Genomic DNA, 16,012 nt, shown 5'->3' on the forward strand with positions numbered 1-16,012 from the left:
CTTCGCGCGGACCATCGCCGATCAGGTGATATTTATGGATGAGGGCGACATCGTCGAGCAAAGTGGCCCGATCGAGTTTTTCGACAATCCGCAACACGAGCGCACCAAAATGTTCCTCAGTCAGATTCTTTGACCAAAATCCCCTTTACTCCAGTGACCGAGATGCGACATGTCCTTTGAATTATTTGTCGAAGTCACACGAAATAAAACCGTCGAAAGCCGTCATTTCGGCGCGGCGGTCGTATGCGATCACAAAGGCAACCTGCTGGAAAGCTGGGGGGAACCAGAGCAGCTTGTTTTCCCGCGCTCTGCTATGAAACCAATGCTGGCGATCGATCTGATCGAATGCGGCGCCTGTGACAGGTTTGGGCTGAGTGACGCCGAACTGACCCTGGCTTGCGCATCACACCAGGGCGAGCCGATGCACCAAAACCTGGTCGAAGCCTGGCTGCACCGTCTGGGGCTTGGCAATGATGACCTGGCTTGTGGCAGTGTGCTGCCCGACGATATCGAAAGCGCCAACCATGTTCTGGCCTCGGGCCAGCATGGCCGCCGTTCGCATCACAATTGCTCGGGCAAACACGCGGGCTTTCTGACCAATGCGCTGCATCTCGGACTACCAACCGCCGACTATCATCTGATCGGGCACCCTCTGCAACAGCGCGCCTTAGATATTCTCTCTGACCTCGCAGAGATAGACTTGAGAAAATTTCCCGTGGGAATCGACGGCTGCGGCTTTCCGGCGATCACGATGCCCTTGGCAAGGCTGGAGCATGCCATCGCCCGGTTCAGCAATCCTGCCTATCTGAGTGCGGAGCGAACCAGTGCAATTTTTCGGTTGCATGCCGGTTATCGCCCAAAACCCGCTCCATGCGGCGGGCCATGGCACAATCGTCAGCGCCTTGATTGCTGCAACCAAGGGCGTGGTCCTGGCTAAAACCGGTGCCGAAGGCATACTCGTCGCAGCCCTGCCCGCGCAGGGGCTTGGCATTGCACTGAAGATAGCGGACGGCAACGCACGACCTCGCGGGGCCGCGTTGCTGGCAATTCTCGACCACCTTGGTATCCTGTCGGACGCTGAGAAAAGCCAACTTGGAGAACACATAGCACCCTCGGTCGAAAACTCTCTTAGGGCGACTGTAGGGGAAATAAAACCTGCACCGACATGGTTAAAATAACCAGCTATGAGAACTGAGGGCAGGTTGATAAGAAAACCTGTATGTGCTGCAAACGGCACGATTGTCCCGCACAGAAGCCGTTGATCACGCAGCGATCAACTGGATTGAGCCCGAAGTACCCGGTTTCGGCGGCAAATCCAATGTCCGCTCTGCGATCAGGTCGCGTTCTCAATAGCGCCCTTCATTCAGCGCTGTTTGGACTATTACTTCGATCAGCTCCATGCTGGATTCTGAGCTGACATCTTCAAAATAAATCGTACCCGGCCAAGGTGGATTTGTGATGCTGTACCCGTTGTCACGTATCGTACGCGCGACGGTTTTCACTGCGTCGACATCACAGCGGGTAACTGAGCGCAGATCAGCCTTTGCTGCATCCATATCGGCCACACTATTGCGGTCAATTTGTGATGAACCCACACCCGCAAAAAGCGGCACGTTCCATTCAATCGCCTTGTCGCGGTAGTAGTCAACAGGCACTCTGTCATCGTGCAGGCGCTGTACATAGTGGCGGCAGACAGAATGTTTGGCCTCAGTCAATTCATCCAGTGTCACCGCTGGGTTCGTTGCTGCAGAGGTGCCGCCTTTTCGTGCGTTGCATCGGTTTTTCTGCTGCGCCTGAGTCACGTAGTCGCCACGATAGTTGGCGTCATACACACGATCACCCCAGGGCTCGTTCTTTGCAAGATACCTGATCGCGTCTATAGAAATATCACGGCAATTCCTTGGCCCGACAAAGAAGGGCGACCCCGACGCATCCGACAATTCGATCCAGCCGTTGGGAAATTTGGATATGAAGTCGTTGATCCATGGGCGATGGACAGTATCGGCCAGATGCCTCAGTAAATCTTTTGCGAACTCAGGTTCGCGCACCAGTGCGGCCAGAAGCGGCTCTTGCCCGAACGTATCCGCAGCCAAACTGTAAGGCGCTGACAGGTGAAGTACCGGCTCCAGGCCAGTCAAGCTGACGTAAACTCGGATCATTTCTTCGATTATGGCTGGTATACCCTTGGTAAAGTCGGGTGTTCGCGGCTGCTGCCAGTTTTCCCGGTTGAGCAACGTCAAATCAGGATCCGACCCCGGAGGAAATTTGTCAGGATACATGGTCTGCTGGCCCATGGCCTCGGCTGTGAAAGCGTAAACCGGCCAACTCAGGTACAGCTTATTCATCCCCAATAAACGCCGAGTCATCAGTGTTGTACGCACATACCGTTCGGGATTACCTTTGTAGAATTCAGATGAGTCATATCCAAACAGATCATGCATGATGGTCAACGTCATCAAGTTGATAGACCCACCGATATGAATCGCATCTGTTGGTCCATTCCACGCGAAATCACTGTCGAACTTGCCTTCGACAGTATCCAAAAACACCTGCTTCAATTCATCCATGCGGGTTGCGTCAGCATCCTGCCAAGCCTGAAGCATGCGAATGCCATTAGGAAATTCCAGAACATCAGCCGAAGTGACATCCAATGTGTTCTGTGCTGTATGTTTCATCATCAGGATTCCGTTAGTCATATCATTAATACATTATAAAATAATACTACCGGCCATAAAGATGGAATAAAAACATAACTATTATATAATAAATATATGTATAAACGCAAAAGCATCCAGCCGGTCCTGAAAGCTCTTTATGTCTTTGAAGCTGTAGCACGCGAGCAAAGCTTTACCAGAGCAGCACATCATCTTGGCATGCCGCAGCCTTCTGTCAGCCGTTTTATCGCCAATCTGGAAAGCTTCATTGGAACGCCTTTAATTCATCGCCGACACAATCGGATCGAAATGACTCCGGCGGGTGACGAGCTCGTTAAGGCGACTGAGCTAGGATTGGGACATATCCGCGCTGTTGTGGAAACGCTAATGCGCGGGCAGACAATAGACCGCCTGTCCATCGTCTGCACACACGGGTTTGCCCATATGTGGGTACTTCCACGTATGGAACCGCTTAGGGCGCTGCTGCCGGGTTGGGATATCCGGCTGAATACGTCAGACCAACCACAGGATGCTGATTTCGACGATGCAGATATCGTCATCCGCTTCGGATCAGGCGACTGGGCCGGTATGCATGCGTCCTTGCTTTTTGAAGAAGAGGTCTTTCCGGTCTGCGCACCTGCTTTGCTGAGCGCGAACCGGCTGCAGCAAGAGATGGTTCAGCCCGGTGATTTGTCTGCGCTGCCTTTAATAGCACAAGATTTTGGTGAATTTGGCTGGGTAAGTTGGTCAGATCTGTTTCGTGCTTTTGGGATCAAATGCGAACAATTGCCCGAAATCCATCCTGTGCCAAGCTATCACTTCATCCTTCAGGCGGCGACGGAAGGTAAAGGTGTCGCTCTGGCCTGGGCGCACCTGACCGAACCATATTTATCTAATGGATGGTTAGTAGAACTGCCCAACATGCGGCTGAGCACGGGTAAAGCATATTATGCCACTTTTGCGACGGACCACCCGCAGAAGGAAGCCATCACGCGATGGCTGACAGCATGTCGAATGCCCTAATTTTCTTTGCGTTAATACGATTGACGTGAACTTTGAACGGAAGTCTGTGCAACACTCGAAAATACAAAGAAAATAACTTTTTCTTGGTGGAATTCATTGGCAAAAAAGAGCAATCTGCGTGTTGTCGTGATCCGAACGCTGAAGGCCAGAAGATCGTTAGCCGTCTCAGGTTGGTGTTTCCGGCTCTGATACGGTTAGAATACTATATAGCGGGGCGGTGGCTTTATTCTCCTCACTCAAGTCTTCGAAATAGTGGGCTATGGTGCGGGCGAAATAGGCCAATAGGGCTTTCTTGTCCGGGTTACGGTACAAGTGTCCCTCGTCCTGGATAAGAACTTCACGCGACAGAAGAACATCCAATCCTTTCCGGTAGGTTGTTTCGCCATCCAGTTCGTCTATCGCCATCGGCACGTTACGTTGGCGCAATCTTTCGAGCAAGCGCAAGACACCCTGTTTGATTTCCGTTTTTTGGAGGATGTCGCTGCCGGATTCATGGATTACCGTCGCGACCAGCGAAACCGGCAAGACCGGGATGATATCGCTGATGCGTCCGATAATCGATTCCGCTATTGGTGCAACGATTGCCTTGCGTTGTTCATCATCAAGGGCCTCGACCGATCCGCCGTGTTCAGCTAGCCAGTCCCTCGCTGAAAGCGCAGGGCCAAAGCTAACGGCCGCTTGTCCATAGCGACGACGGCTTATGCGCAGCAGGCGAGCGCTCACTCCGAAGGAATGCCAAATCGTGCTTTTAAGTGTGTAAAATTTCGACTTCCTGGCAAAGCCGTGATCCTGATGAGCAAGCAAGGTCAGGTCCTCGGGAACCCTGTCATAGTTGAAAGCCACGGGAATGAAGACAATATCGCGCGTACCGCCTTTTCCGAGACCCGCAAGAATATAGCGCATCAGCCCCAGCTTGACGGGCTGGATAGCACCATCCCGGCTTAACCCGCCTTCCAGAAAGATCCCCTGAGGCATATGTGCCCCGATCATCATATGGATGTAGCGGGCGAGTACCTTTTTGTAGAGGCGACTTTGGGCTTCGCGGCGGATGATATACGACCCGCTCATATGCATGATCCGGTTTACCGGCCACACTGCGGCCCATTCTCCCGCCGCGAAAGATACCATACTGGTGCGCGACGCCAGATAGCTCAGAACCGCGACATCCATGTTCGACCGGTGGTTGCCCACCAGAACGATACTGGCGTCCTCTGGAATGTCCGTATAGGCGCCCGGTGGCGGTTGTTGTGCGATTTGAATATCATACATCGACCGCAGGTACCGGCGCGCGAGCCAGTAGCCGACGTGAAAATAAAAGAGTGCAAAAAAGGACGGCATCATTTCGTCTACATAGGTTCGCGCTTCCTTTTCTGCGGCGTCACGCCCCCTTGTATCGGCAGCAAGATCAATAGCGGCCTGCACTTCCGCGTCGTTGAAAAGCCGTTCCATCAAAACACGACGCGGAACCTGCAAAACCGCGGGTAAGGGGCGGATGAGCGTAGTATTCAGGTGTGCCTTGAGATCCCGTTCCCGCCGATTCAAGACGCGGCGGATAATCGGGTCGAAAATGAATGCTTTTGCCCCCAACGCAGCCAATACGAGCGTGGGTACTGCTGCCCACAAGGGCAGTGTGATCGGGTATCCGAGCACTACCGGGTCTCCCGCACTGCAATCTCATCGAAAATTTCCTGCAGCCGATCCAGCGGGCGTGTGTCATGACCCAAACGCAAAGGAACGGTGAAATGACCGCATGGCCATACAAACCGATTTTCCGGGGGCAATCGCCACTTTTCCTGCAGCTTTTGACCAGAGGAAAAATGTGTGACCCGGTCATGTCGACCCAGAACGCTGACAATCCTACTTGGTGGCACTACGGGCGCACCAGATGGATCAAGTTTAGCCAGCCATTCCTTCTGCATGTCCCGGCGCCATCCCAAAGCCCCCAAAGGTTCGTGTAGCCCCCAGATATCGGACAGATCGCTGTCCGTTGCCACGTCACCCACATGTTCGCAATGGGTCATCAAGAACAAAGCATCCGGTTGCAGGTGTTTGGGCCAGTTGCGGGCCCTTATTGATGTCATCTGGGCTGATTGTGCGCCTAGGCTGCTACCGCCGAAGGCGACAGGCCCCGTGCTGGTGCGCCGCGACCAATCCATGAGCACAGCCCATTCGCGATGCTGGGCTGTAAAGTAGTCAAATTCGCCCTTTGGTGCCCTGGACAGGAAAGGCTCACCCCCATAGTACCCCTCAGGTACCCGGCGTCCGTGCCACGGGCCTTCGGGCCGTATCACGCGGATGCCCCAGCGTGGCAAGTTAGCAATCGGGTCAACCAGGTTGCGCCAATGGTCGAACTCGACACATATCCCATGACCAAAGATCAGGGTGGGTGGGTTTTCGATACCGACAGGTTCATGCACCCGGGCATAGACGTCATCACCCATATGTGCCGCCGGAGAGGCAAAGCGGATCCAGCTATCCCGCCCCGAAGCGGTCGCAATGCTGCGAGATCTCTCCACCTTCGGCATCATTACAGGTGGGGCGAACAACTGCTCAAACTTTTCTCCGCTGACACCATAAACCGCCTCAAACTCTTGCGGGGTGACGAAACTCGGAAACACCGTCGTTGCCAGCCAATGACGCAGATAGGTGAAATGCCGCCGGGTTACATTGTAGCGGCTGCGTGCATGAAGGCGTGCTTCTTCAAGCGAGATAAGATGTTTTTCCGGAACATCACCGGACCCGAAAAAATTCTCCTGCCAAAAAAGCTCGACACTGTTGATATTGGCACGTTCGCGCTCAAAAATCCTCAAAGCCCGGCGCAGTTTAGCCTTGTATCTGATTTCACGTGTGAGCGGAGCAGCGGCAGCGAACTCATCAACCTCTCCATTCGCTGCCCTGGCGGCCGCCCAAAGCCGCGAAAACGGGAAGAACAGCCGTTTGAGACCTTGCAATATTAACCAGTCCAGCCAGCGGCGCGCCAGAATTTCGCCAATGGGCGAAGCCATGATACGTTGCGCGGCATTAATCTCGCGCCGTGGGATGTGACGCCCTGACGATGTGCTCAAATCGAAACCACTATCTCTTAGTCCTTGGAAATTCATATACTTGCATAAACCATTGTCGGTGCATGTCCAGATGCGCCGAACCCTCCCGATCCGGCAAAGGCAAACAAACCCGCAGGCGTGTTCAGATTGTTCGTGCTCTTTCCACTGCGGTTTAAGCGACCGAAAACAATACGGGATGATATGGAAAAGAAGCAGAAATTGAAGTCAGGTTGTTAGACCCCATCTAATGCGCCTGATACCCTATATGACGTCTCGGCCCTCCTTTTCCCCTTATTAGCGACGCCAAACAGTGCAGGCTGGGCACCAGTCTGAACAACCACGGGGGCGGAAAAATGAGCTGGATAAAGTGAAAGGCTTTCTGTCAATGATTAGATTCTGACGAAACTGCGATTTGCATCATGAAACCGATATTCAATCATTCAAACCGTTGGTCTTTAGTTCAAGTCACTCAGATGTGGCACTCCAATAGGCAGGCGCGCCACATCGGATGGAGCGTCCGCTGAAAATTCAAATGTCTCCGCTCAAACGAAATCAACAAATTTATTAAATGGCATCTCACGGAGGCGCTGTCCGGTGGCGTCAAAGATCGCAGCCGCAAGCGCCGGAGCCGCAGGTGGAACCGGGGGCTCACCGATGCCACGCACCTTGTCGCCGTTTTCCAGCCCTCTTACAAAAATCTCCGGGCATTGGTACATGCGCATCCCTTCTGCATCCCAAAAGTTCGCCTGTTCCGCCATGCCATCGGTATAGGTGATTTCGCAGTTCATCGCGTGGCCTAAGCCGAAAACGACGCCGCCCTGTACAAGATTCTCGAAATTCACCGGGTCAACGATCTGGCCCACGTCTGCGGCCACCCACACTTTGTCGATGCGGATCCCATCGTCGGTGTTCGTGACTTCAACCACCTCGGCCACGGGTGTGCCGAAGCTTTCGACAAACGAAACACCGCGGCCCTTGTTTGCTGCTAGCTTACCACCCCACGAAGACATCTCGGCCACGGCCTCGAGCACCCTGCGCGAGGTGTCATGACCCATCAACCGGATGCGTTCTTCCATTGGATCTGCACCCGCTGCTTGGATTAGTTCGTCGAGAAAGCTGTCGAAGAAAAAACCGTTAGCTGAAGCGCCGACCGAACGCCAGGACGACACCGGTGCAAGTTCTGGCACCCGATAGGCACGCATGCGGTAGTTCGGCAAGTTGTAAGGATTGTTCCAGGAACCGGCGGCGATCTGAGAATCCGGTCCGGGAATGGAAAGGCCAGCCCGCCCCATTTGCGATGAGATCACTGATGGCATCGCAACCTGCAGATCGATCGCCTCAACCTTACCATCGACAACCGCACCCGTACCTTGAGCCATACCAATATGACGCGGGAAGTCGTGGGCAAAATCCTCTTCCCGGCTATAGGTCAGCTTGACGGGTGTGCCGCGCATCTGGGTGGCGATTTCGGCGGCTTGCTTCAAATGTTCAAATTCCAGCCTGTGGCCGAAACTACCGCCGATAAATTGATTGTGGAACTTCACTTGTTCTGCTTCATGCTCGGTAATACTGGCGACGATCTGCTGCAGCATGCGAGGTAACTGATGACCGCTCCAGATCTCGACCGCATCATCCGTTACAAGTATTGTGGCATTGAGCGGCTCGAGCGGAGCGTGTGCCACATATGGTGCCCGGTATTCAGCGGAAACCACCTCGCCTTTTGCAATCGCTTGTTCGGCATCGCCGTCGTCGCGCCATTTGGAATCGAGGTTTTCTTCGGAGAAAGACTTCGAAATTGTTTCCCAATGTGCATCCTGTTCGGCGGGATAAGGTGCTGAATCCCAGTCGAATGTGATTGCTTCTGCCGCCTGAATCGCGCGCCAGGTATTATTGGCGATAACCGCGACACCATTGGTGATCGGAACAATTTTCCGCACTCCGCGCATGTCTTCAACTTCCGAGGCGTCGTAGCTGCGAAGAGTGCCCCCTTGGCGAGGATTCATCTTAACAGCGGCATGGACCATGCCCTCGATCCTGAGGTCGATCCCGTAGTCCATGGTGCCGGTTGATTTGGCGACTATGTCAAGCCGCTGCATCGGCTTGCCGATCAATCGCCACTGATCAGGTGCGCGCAATTCAACATCTGTGACCGGTTCGATCCCGGCTGCAGTTGCGGCCAGTTCGGTGTATTTCAGCTCTGAGCCGTCTGGCAGCTGGACGGCACCATTAGCCGTCTTGAGTTGAGTGACCGGAACGCCGGATTGCTGAGATGCCGCCAGTTTCAGTGTTTCGCGCGCAACAGCACCCGCACGGCGCAACTTGTTAAAGCTGTCCGGTATCGTCGTCGAACCACCCGTGCCCTGCATGCCCAAGAGTTTCAGCACCCCGCCCATTGCGCTGCGCATCGACTCTGCGGCAAAGCTTTCGTCCGTTGACATGAAAGGCACAGCTTCATCGGCCATTGCTGTGTTCCAATAGGCCTTGTCCGGTTCGCCAAAATTTACGTCAAACTGACCGAATTCAATATCCAGTTCCTCGGCTATCAGCGCGGCCTGGGACGACACCACACCCTGCCCCTTGTCGGCATGTGGTGTGATTAGAGTGACTCTTTCCCTGTCGATCAGAACCCATGGGTTAAAGGAGGCGGTGCCTTCCGCAAGCCCGTCTTCAAGCGGATTTGGATAGGGCGTTCGAATTTTGTAGATTCCGAAGGCAACACCACCAGCTATTGTGGCGGATCCGATCAGGAAGCTGCGGCGCGCGATTTTTCCAATACGGCTTATGACTTCAGGCTCCGTTGATTTTTGCTGCGGCGGATTTGATTGCGGTTCGGATGCGCGGATAGGTACCACAACGGCAGAGGTTCCCAGACATAGCATCATCAATATCGGCATCCGTAGGATCGGGAACATTAGTCAAAAGGTCGGCGGCTTGCATAATCTGTCCGGACTGACAATAGCCGCACTGGGCGACCTGATGTTCAACCCAGGCCGCCTGAATGGCATGCAACGCCTCAGGCGTACCCAAACCCTCAATCGTCGTAACCTCACCGTCCACATCCGCTGCCGGAACCTGACAGGAACGCACCGCGACACCGTCGATATGCACTGTGCAGGCACCGCAGGCGGCAACACCGCAACCGTACTTTGGGCCGGTGATCCCCAAATCGTCTCTGAGAACCCACAGAAGCGGCATGTCGCCTTCGACATCTACCTCATGTGTCTTTCCGTTTACGGTCAGTCTCATTCGCGCTTCTCCAGCCAAGATTCGTAGCACCGATGGAACCTTGCCTCAGAAACCCTTGGTTGCATACTTGCAAACTGTGCCAAACCTATAACCCATTCCGCCAAAGCCGCATTATCGGGTGGCATGGCTTACGAAATATCTGTTTCTTCGATGCCAAGTTGCTGCGAAAGGCGCGTCAGGATGAAAGACACGCGTCAGAAAACCCGGCGGCGAAACCCACCCAGACGCTTTGTTCAATGCTGAAGATCAGCGAGGAACGTGTACTGCGCCGCGTGCGACTGTTGCCTGACCTTCCGGATCAAGACAGCAAGGGTGCTAAAGCAAAAGAGTTCTTTTTCCTGTGGAACGCCGCAAATGCCGAGGCAAAGCGCCCTGATCTGTCGCTTTTCCTGGCGAGAAGATTTGCCCAAACCCCCTATGCGCCCGCGATACTTGCGTTACCGGACATCACTTCAGCTGACTGTCCTTGCTGCCCCTCCGGTTGATCCCTCCACGAGCCTCATAGACACCGTCCCGCTCCTTCTGGCAGTCGATGCATAGCTTTACACCGGGGATCGCAGTTCGGCGGGCTTCTGGGATCGGCTCATCGCACTCAGCGCAATTTGGTCAAACTCTCACCGATAGGAGACCTACGCGCCTGCATGCGCGCCAGTTCATCCTTAATCGAGCTTTCAATCTGTTCGTTTACAGCACCGTCTCGCGCCTAGCCACCAGCCATCTGTCAACTCCTTCTAGGCAGTAAATATATCGGATGATTAAATGCATGAAAATAGGGTTTTGGGCTTCATTCCGTCGTTTGCTACAGCCAGAACCGACGTTCGGCTATTGCCGGAAGCGAAAGCCAAGCGTGCATGGTTATGTGTTCTTCAAGCTCAGCACTTGCTTTCGGGACGTGCAGGTCCAGATATTTACAAATTGTCTGATCGCGTGGCCCGAATAGGAATTGGATCAGTCAGCTTGCAGTTTCTTCAAACATACCGGTTAACGTAGTTTTCCAGAATTTCCTGCTTTCCTGAAACTGGTTCGGGGTTCAGGTCTTTTTTCTCGACATGGTCTACCAATTCCTCCAAATCGCAATCCCCTGACAGGATTTTCTGGGCAAAAGGGTCCGACCATCCGGCATAGCGTTCTTTCAATGCTGTCTCTAATCCTCCATCCTCAAGCATCGCTACTGCCGATTTCAGCGCACGCGCGCAGACATCCATGGCGCCGACATGTGCGGCCAAAAGATCAACAGGATCAAGTGATTGACGCCGCAACTTTGCATCGAAATTTGTTCCGCCGGTGGTAAATCCACCCGCTCGCAGGATTTGATAGTACGCGAGTGCCACTTCGGGTGTGTTATTCGGGAACTGGTCCGTGTCCCAGCCTGACTGGTAGTCATTGCGGTTCATGTCTATCGAACCAAAAATACCAAGAGCATTGGCCGTTGCAATTTCATGCTCAAACGAATGCCCAGCCAATATGGCATGGCCCTGTTCGATGTTGAGTTTAATTTCATTTTCCAGTCCATGGCGTTTCAGAAACCCATAAACAGTTGCGACATCATAGTCATACTGGTGTTTCGTTGGTTCCTGTGGTTTTGGCTCGACCAATATTGCGCCTTTGAAACCTATCTTGTGCTTGTAATCCACGACCATGTTCAGCATCCGGCCCATTTGCTGATCCTCACGCGCCAAATCAGTATTCAACAGGGTTTCGTATCCTTCGCGCCCTCCCCAAAGCACGTAATTTTCCCCACCCAGTTTGTGCGTTGCATCCATGCAGGTTTTTATTGTGGCTGCAGCGTAGGCAAAAACATCTGGGTCCGGATTAGTCGAAGCACCCGACATAAAACGGCGGTGCGAAAACAGATTGGCCGTCCCCCACAGAAGCTTCACTCCTGTCTGTTCCATTCTCTCGGCAAATATCTCGGTCATGATTTCAAGATTTGCAGTGTTTTCTGCAAAGCTGGAACCTTCGGGGCGTACATCCGCATCGTGAAAACAGAAATAGGGCACACCAAGCGTGGTGAACATTTCGAATGCGATGTCGGCCTTCAGCTTCGCTGCGGCCATCTCATCGCTCATACGGTCAGGAAACCACGGACGATCAAAAGTTTGCCCACCGAAGGGGTCTCCACCGGGCCATGCGAAAGAATGCCAATAGGCACAAGCGAAGCGCAAATGGTCTTCCATCCGCTTTCCACGCAGATTTTCGTTCCGGTCATAGTGACGGAAGGCAAGCGGATTGGTGCTTGCGAAACCTTCAAACGCAATGGCGTTGGTTGGAAAAAATCTGGTACTCATGGCAAGTCCTTAATGGCTTCATATGTTTGTTTGTATGCGCGGTAGGAGACGTCGTAGGCATCTGTCAAAACCCTATCCGGCTTTATTTCCACCTCAATCGCAGCAGGGACCATAACCTCTTGCGGAGAAAGCCCGCCTGCCCCAATCATGGCAAGCCGCGCAGCCCCCATTGAAGCACCAAAATCGCCCTTGGCCGGAAGATGTAGGGTTATCCCCAGCGTGTTTGCCAAGGTCTGAACCCAAAAAGCAGATTTGGACCCACCCCCAATAACAAGAGCGGACCCAAGACTTGTGCCGGTCGAATGCAAGGCTTCAAGGCAATCACGAAGCGCAAAACTGACACCTTCCATAACAGCCTGTACCAATGCGGCCTGATCACTACCGCGCGAAAGGCCCAGGAAGGCACCTCCGGTATTGGCGTCGTTATGTGGTGTCCGCTCACCCGACAGATAAGGCAAAAACCGGACAGCGCCCGGCCCAAAGGGTTTATCCGGTAGTAAATCAGCCAGTTCTTCCGGGCTATGCCCAAGATTGTCGGCCAGCCAATTCAGGCTGTCTGTTGCCGACAGGATCACGCCCATCTGGTACCATTTCATTGGCATGGCATGGCAAAAGGTATGTACAGCCGTAGAAGGATCAGGAGCATAGCGGTCCTTGGCGGCTAGGATTACGCCGGATGTCCCAAGCGAAACAAAGCCTTGCCCTTCCTCAAACGCCCCGACACCACAGGCTGCTGCGGCATTATCTGCAGCACCTGCCACCACAGAGACATCAGTCGACAGGCCGATTTGCTGCGCCCGCTCAACGCTTAGCTGACCAACCACATCGGATCCCTCAACAACATCAGGTAGCTGATCCCGCCGCATGCCGGAGCCATTGATCAAGATTTCAGACCATGCCCTTTCCTCGACATTTAACCAACTGGTCCCTGACGCATCCGACATTTCACTGCTCATTTCGCCTGTGAGCCAGAAAACAAGATAATCTTTTGGTAACAGCACCTTACTGACAAGTGCATAGTTTTCAGGCTCGTTCCGCGCCATCCACAACAGTTTGGGGGCAGTAAAGCCCGGAAAAACAATATTGCCGGACAATTCGCGAAACCCAGGTGTTTCATCAAGCTCTGCCGCTTCTTTCGCCGCGCGGGTATCGTTCCAAAGGATACAGGGGCGAATAACCTTGCCTGAGTGATCAAGCATCGTTGCACCGTGCATATGCCCCGCGACTCCTATGCCTTTTAAGGCGCGGTACTCTGCGGGAAAGCCGGTGGCGAGTTTAGACAGCACGCCCAAGCAAGCACCGACCCATACGGCGGGGTCTTGTTCAGCCCAACCCGATTTCGGAGATTGGACGTCATATGACTTCGTAGCATCACCAACGACGGTTCCGTCTTCTGAAACCAGCAGTCCGCGAAGCCCAGAGGTGCCAAGATCCAACCCCAGATACATCTACATTCCTCTACTTTAACATGACCCAGGCAGCGTTTCGCGCCGAGGATCTGACACATGCATCAACGAATTGAACACCTTTCAGCCCATCATGGACGGTTGGATAGGTGACATCCTGAGGTGTTGTCCGGTTGTTGCGTTTGGCAATGATTGCCGCTGCGGCTTCAGAGTAAATATTTGCAAATCCTTCCAGATATCCTTCGGGATGCCCGGGTGGAACTCGGCTCATTCTTGCGGCAGCTTCACCTGCGCCAGCCCCATTTCGGGTGATCAGACGCTTGGGTTCACCGAAGGGTGTGTGCCAAAGATAATTTGGATCTTCCTGTACCCATTCAAGACCTCCCTTTTCGCCATAAACCCGCAAGCGCAGCGCGTTTTCGTTTCCTGGCGCAACTTGGCTGCACCAAAGCATTCCCCGCGCGCCGCCCTCGAACCGCAACATGACATGAGCATTGTCATCTATCTGCCGTCCCGGAACAAAGGCTTGGATGTCAGCCGCCAGACTTTCCAGCTCCAGCCCCGTAACAAAGCAAGCAAGATTGAATGCATGGGTGCCAATGTCGCCGGTCGAACCACCCGCACCAGACCTTGCCGGGTCGGTCCGCCACTCCGCCTGTTTGAAATCCTGATGTATAGTCAACCAATCCTGCGGATACTCCGCCTGCACGACCCGAATTTTGCCCAGCGCCCCGCCCGCAACCATTTCCTTGGCTTGACGAACCATGGGATAACCGGTGTAATTGTGGGTAAGCACAAACAACGCGTCAGACGCCTCTGCGATCTTCACAAGCTTTCTGGCATCAGCAAGTGTCGAGGTCAGCGGCTTGTCACAAATCACATGAATGCCGCGTTTCAGAAACTCGCGGGCTGCAGCATAGTGAACGTGGTTCGGGGTAACGATAGCGACCGCCTCAATCCCGTTTTTCAAGCGAGCCTCACGAATGGCCATTCGCTTGAAATCTTCGTAAATGCGGTCTGCAGGCAAACCCAGTGCCTCACCCGATGCGCGTGACTTTTCCGCGGATGATGAAAGCGCCCCGGCCACCAATTCGAATTTGCCGTCAATGCGCGCAGCAATTCGGTGCACCGCACCTATAAAGGCGTCATTTCCACCTCCGACCATACCGAGGCGAATTGCATGTTTCATATCAAATCTCCATCAAAGTATTTCAGCGCCCGATCGTGGACAAAAGCAGACGGCAGCAAAGGAACAAAATCCGTTCGCATCAATCCAGCCCCAGCATTTTTCGGTTTGCAGCTGTATCGGCACCTGTCTCTGCAAAATCATCAAATGCACGTTCCGTTACGCGGATAATGTAATCACGAACAAAGTCGGCACCTTCTCGGGCACCGTCTTCCGGATGTTTCAATGCACATTCCCATTCCACCACGGCCCAGCCATCAAAATCATTTGCCGCCATCTTTGAAAAGACCGCCCCGAAATCAACTTGCCCGTCGCCCAGAGACCGGAACCGTCCTGCGCGATCTACCCAGCTTTGGTATCCACCGTAAACGCCCTGCCGTCCGGTCGGGTTAAACTCTGCATCTTTGACGTGGAACATCTTGATGCGATCGCGGTAAATGTCGATATTGTCCAAATAATCAAGGCATTGCAGCACATAGTGCGACGGATCGTAAAGCATGTTGCAACGAGCATGATTATTCACTCGCTCCAGAAACATTTCAAATGTAACACCATCATGCAGGTCTTCGCCGGGGTGAATTTCGTAACAAATATTCACACCACATGCTTCTGCATGGTCCAGAATAGGGAGCCAGCGCGCCGCCAGTTCATCAAACGCGGTTTCAATTAAACCTGCAGGTCGCTGCGGCCATGGATAAACATAAGGCCAGGCCAAAGCACCCGAGAAAGAAACATGTTCGCCAATCCCCATGTTCTTTGACGCGCTCAAAGCCATCTTGACTTGCTCAACAGCCCATTCCTGACGCGCCTTGGGATTGCCGTGCACCGACGGATCTGCAAATCCGTCAAATGCAGTATCATACGCGGGGTGTACCGCTACAAGTTGCCCTTGCAGATGGGTTGAAAGCTCCGTGACTTCGACGCCATTTTCACGCGCTTTGCCTTTAAACTCATCACAGTAATCTTTGGACGATGCAGCCTTGTCCAGATCAATCAGCCGGGCATCCCAACTGGGAACTTGAACGCCAAGGTAACCGCAATTCGCCGCCCACTTCGTAATGGAATCCCAAGAGTTGAAAGGCGCGTCATCCCCGACAAACTGCGCTAAAAACAACGCCGGTCCCTTGATCGTTTTCATCTTATTCTCCCATTATAAATAATTCCG

Annotated in this window: 13 protein-coding genes and 2 pseudogenes; 5 read left to right on the forward strand and 10 right to left on the reverse strand. The window is 53.5% G+C overall.

The genetic code is table 11. The annotated features are described in order from the left end of the window. The 3 genes and pseudogenes from J4E70_RS19315 to J4E70_RS19520 all read left to right on the forward strand — a co-directional run. A pseudogene (locus tag J4E70_RS19315) lies at nt 1-133 on the forward strand (amino acid ABC transporter ATP-binding protein); the annotation flags it as partial. Between the two features lie 36 nt (nt 134-169). Next, nucleotides 170-937 (forward strand): asparaginase, encoded by a 768-nt coding sequence (locus J4E70_RS08805; RefSeq protein WP_213888740.1) that lies wholly within the window; start codon nt 170-172, stop codon nt 935-937. Next, a complete protein-coding gene (locus J4E70_RS19520) occupies nt 843-1,178 on the forward strand; it encodes an asparaginase (RefSeq protein ID WP_213888741.1) in 336 nt (111 codons plus the stop codon). Before J4E70_RS08805 ends, J4E70_RS19520 begins: the two co-directional genes overlap by 95 nt. 168 nt (nt 1,179-1,346) lie before the next feature. Here the strand turns inward: J4E70_RS19520 and J4E70_RS08815 are convergent, their stop codons facing one another. Then, on the reverse strand, nt 1,347-2,678 hold the full coding sequence (locus J4E70_RS08815; protein WP_213888742.1) for a uroporphyrinogen decarboxylase/cobalamine-independent methonine synthase family protein: 1,332 nt from the start codon (nt 2,676-2,678) through the stop codon (nt 1,347-1,349). A gap of 93 nt (nt 2,679-2,771) precedes the next feature. Between J4E70_RS08815 and J4E70_RS08820 the strand changes: the two genes are divergently transcribed. Further along, nucleotides 2,772-3,677 carry a LysR substrate-binding domain-containing protein gene (locus tag J4E70_RS08820; protein WP_213888743.1) on the forward strand — a complete coding sequence of 302 codons (906 nt, stop codon included), beginning with the start codon at nt 2,772-2,774 and terminating at the stop codon, nt 3,675-3,677. Between the two features lie 165 nt (nt 3,678-3,842). Here the strand turns inward: J4E70_RS08820 and J4E70_RS08825 are convergent, their stop codons facing one another. The 4 genes from J4E70_RS08825 to J4E70_RS08840 form a co-directional block, all read right to left on the reverse strand. Continuing rightward, entirely contained in the window at nt 3,843-5,327 is a 1,485-nt protein-coding gene (locus J4E70_RS08825; RefSeq protein WP_213888744.1) for a 1-acyl-sn-glycerol-3-phosphate acyltransferase, read from the reverse strand. Next, nucleotides 5,327-6,742, reverse strand: a complete 1,416-nt coding sequence (locus tag J4E70_RS08830) for an alpha/beta fold hydrolase (protein WP_213888745.1) — start codon at nt 6,740-6,742, stop codon at nt 5,327-5,329. The genes J4E70_RS08825 and J4E70_RS08830 overlap by 1 nt, the downstream gene beginning before the upstream one ends. Before the next feature lie 521 nt (nt 6,743-7,263). Further along, nucleotides 7,264-9,504, reverse strand: coding sequence for a xanthine dehydrogenase family protein molybdopterin-binding subunit (locus J4E70_RS08835; RefSeq protein ID WP_213889076.1), 2,241 nt, complete (start codon nt 9,502-9,504; stop codon nt 7,264-7,266). A 4-nt stretch (nt 9,505-9,508) separates the two neighbouring features. Further along, nucleotides 9,509-9,967, reverse strand: a complete 459-nt coding sequence (locus J4E70_RS08840; protein WP_213888746.1) for a (2Fe-2S)-binding protein — start codon at nt 9,965-9,967, stop codon at nt 9,509-9,511. A gap of 59 nt (nt 9,968-10,026) precedes the next feature. On the opposite strand from J4E70_RS08840, the gene J4E70_RS08845 reads away from it, so the two are divergent. Beyond that, the gene (locus J4E70_RS08845; protein WP_213889102.1) at nt 10,027-10,452 is read left to right on the forward strand and encodes a hypothetical protein; all 426 of its coding nucleotides are present in this window, start codon (nt 10,027-10,029) and stop codon (nt 10,450-10,452) included. On the opposite strand, the pseudogene J4E70_RS08850 reads toward J4E70_RS08845, so the two are convergent. The 5 genes and pseudogenes from J4E70_RS08850 to J4E70_RS08870 all read right to left on the reverse strand — a co-directional run bounded on the left by J4E70_RS08850 (nt 10,415) and on the right by J4E70_RS08870 (nt 15,985). Further along, nucleotides 10,415-10,643, reverse strand: a pseudogene (locus J4E70_RS08850) (DksA/TraR family C4-type zinc finger protein). The gene J4E70_RS08845 and the pseudogene J4E70_RS08850 sit on opposite strands and share 38 nt — an antisense overlap. A gap of 292 nt (nt 10,644-10,935) precedes the next feature. Continuing rightward, nucleotides 10,936-12,255 (reverse strand): xylose isomerase, encoded by a 1,320-nt coding sequence (gene xylA, locus J4E70_RS08855; protein WP_213888747.1) that lies wholly within the window; start codon nt 12,253-12,255, stop codon nt 10,936-10,938. Next, complete coding sequence (xylB, locus tag J4E70_RS08860) at nt 12,252-13,703, reverse strand: xylulokinase (protein ID WP_213888748.1); 1,452 nt, start codon at nt 13,701-13,703, stop codon at nt 12,252-12,254. The genes xylA and xylB overlap by 4 nt, the downstream gene beginning before the upstream one ends. A 10-nt stretch (nt 13,704-13,713) precedes the next feature. After that, on the reverse strand, nt 13,714-14,850 hold the full coding sequence (locus tag J4E70_RS08865) for a Gfo/Idh/MocA family protein (protein WP_246531681.1): 1,137 nt from the start codon (nt 14,848-14,850) through the stop codon (nt 13,714-13,716). 79 nt (nt 14,851-14,929) lie between these two features. Next, a complete protein-coding gene (locus J4E70_RS08870) occupies nt 14,930-15,985 on the reverse strand; it encodes a sugar phosphate isomerase/epimerase family protein (RefSeq protein ID WP_213888749.1) in 1,056 nt (351 codons plus the stop codon). Nucleotides 15,986-16,012: the final 27 nt, after the last annotated feature.

Source organism: Pseudohalocynthiibacter aestuariivivens, assembly GCF_018457175.1.
GTDB lineage: Bacteria > Pseudomonadota > Alphaproteobacteria > Rhodobacterales > Rhodobacteraceae > Pseudohalocynthiibacter > Pseudohalocynthiibacter aestuariivivens.

Excerpts from the sequence above, each read along its gene's own strand:
- J4E70_RS08805 (WP_213888740.1), top strand. The coding sequence starts at position 170 with ATGTCCTTTGAATTATTTGTCGAAGTCACACGAAATAAAACCGTCGAA.
- J4E70_RS19520 (WP_213888741.1), top strand. The coding sequence starts at position 843 with ATGCCGGTTATCGCCCAAAACCCGCTCCATGCGGCGGGCCATGGCACA.
- J4E70_RS08870 (WP_213888749.1), bottom strand. The coding sequence starts at position 15,985 with ATGAAAACGATCAAGGGACCGGCGTTGTTTTTAGCGCAGTTTGTCGGG.
- J4E70_RS08820 (WP_213888743.1), top strand. The coding sequence starts at position 2,772 with ATGTATAAACGCAAAAGCATCCAGCCGGTCCTGAAAGCTCTTTATGTC.
- xylA (WP_213888747.1), bottom strand. The coding sequence starts at position 12,255 with ATGAGTACCAGATTTTTTCCAACCAACGCCATTGCGTTTGAAGGTTTC.
- J4E70_RS08815 (WP_213888742.1), bottom strand. The coding sequence starts at position 2,678 with ATGATGAAACATACAGCACAGAACACATTGGATGTCACTTCGGCTGAT.
- xylB (WP_213888748.1), bottom strand. The coding sequence starts at position 13,703 with ATGTATCTGGGGTTGGATCTTGGCACCTCTGGGCTTCGCGGACTGCTG.
- J4E70_RS08840 (WP_213888746.1), bottom strand. The coding sequence starts at position 9,967 with ATGAGACTGACCGTAAACGGAAAGACACATGAGGTAGATGTCGAAGGC.
- J4E70_RS08865 (WP_246531681.1), bottom strand. The coding sequence starts at position 14,850 with ATGAAACATGCAATTCGCCTCGGTATGGTCGGAGGTGGAAATGACGCC.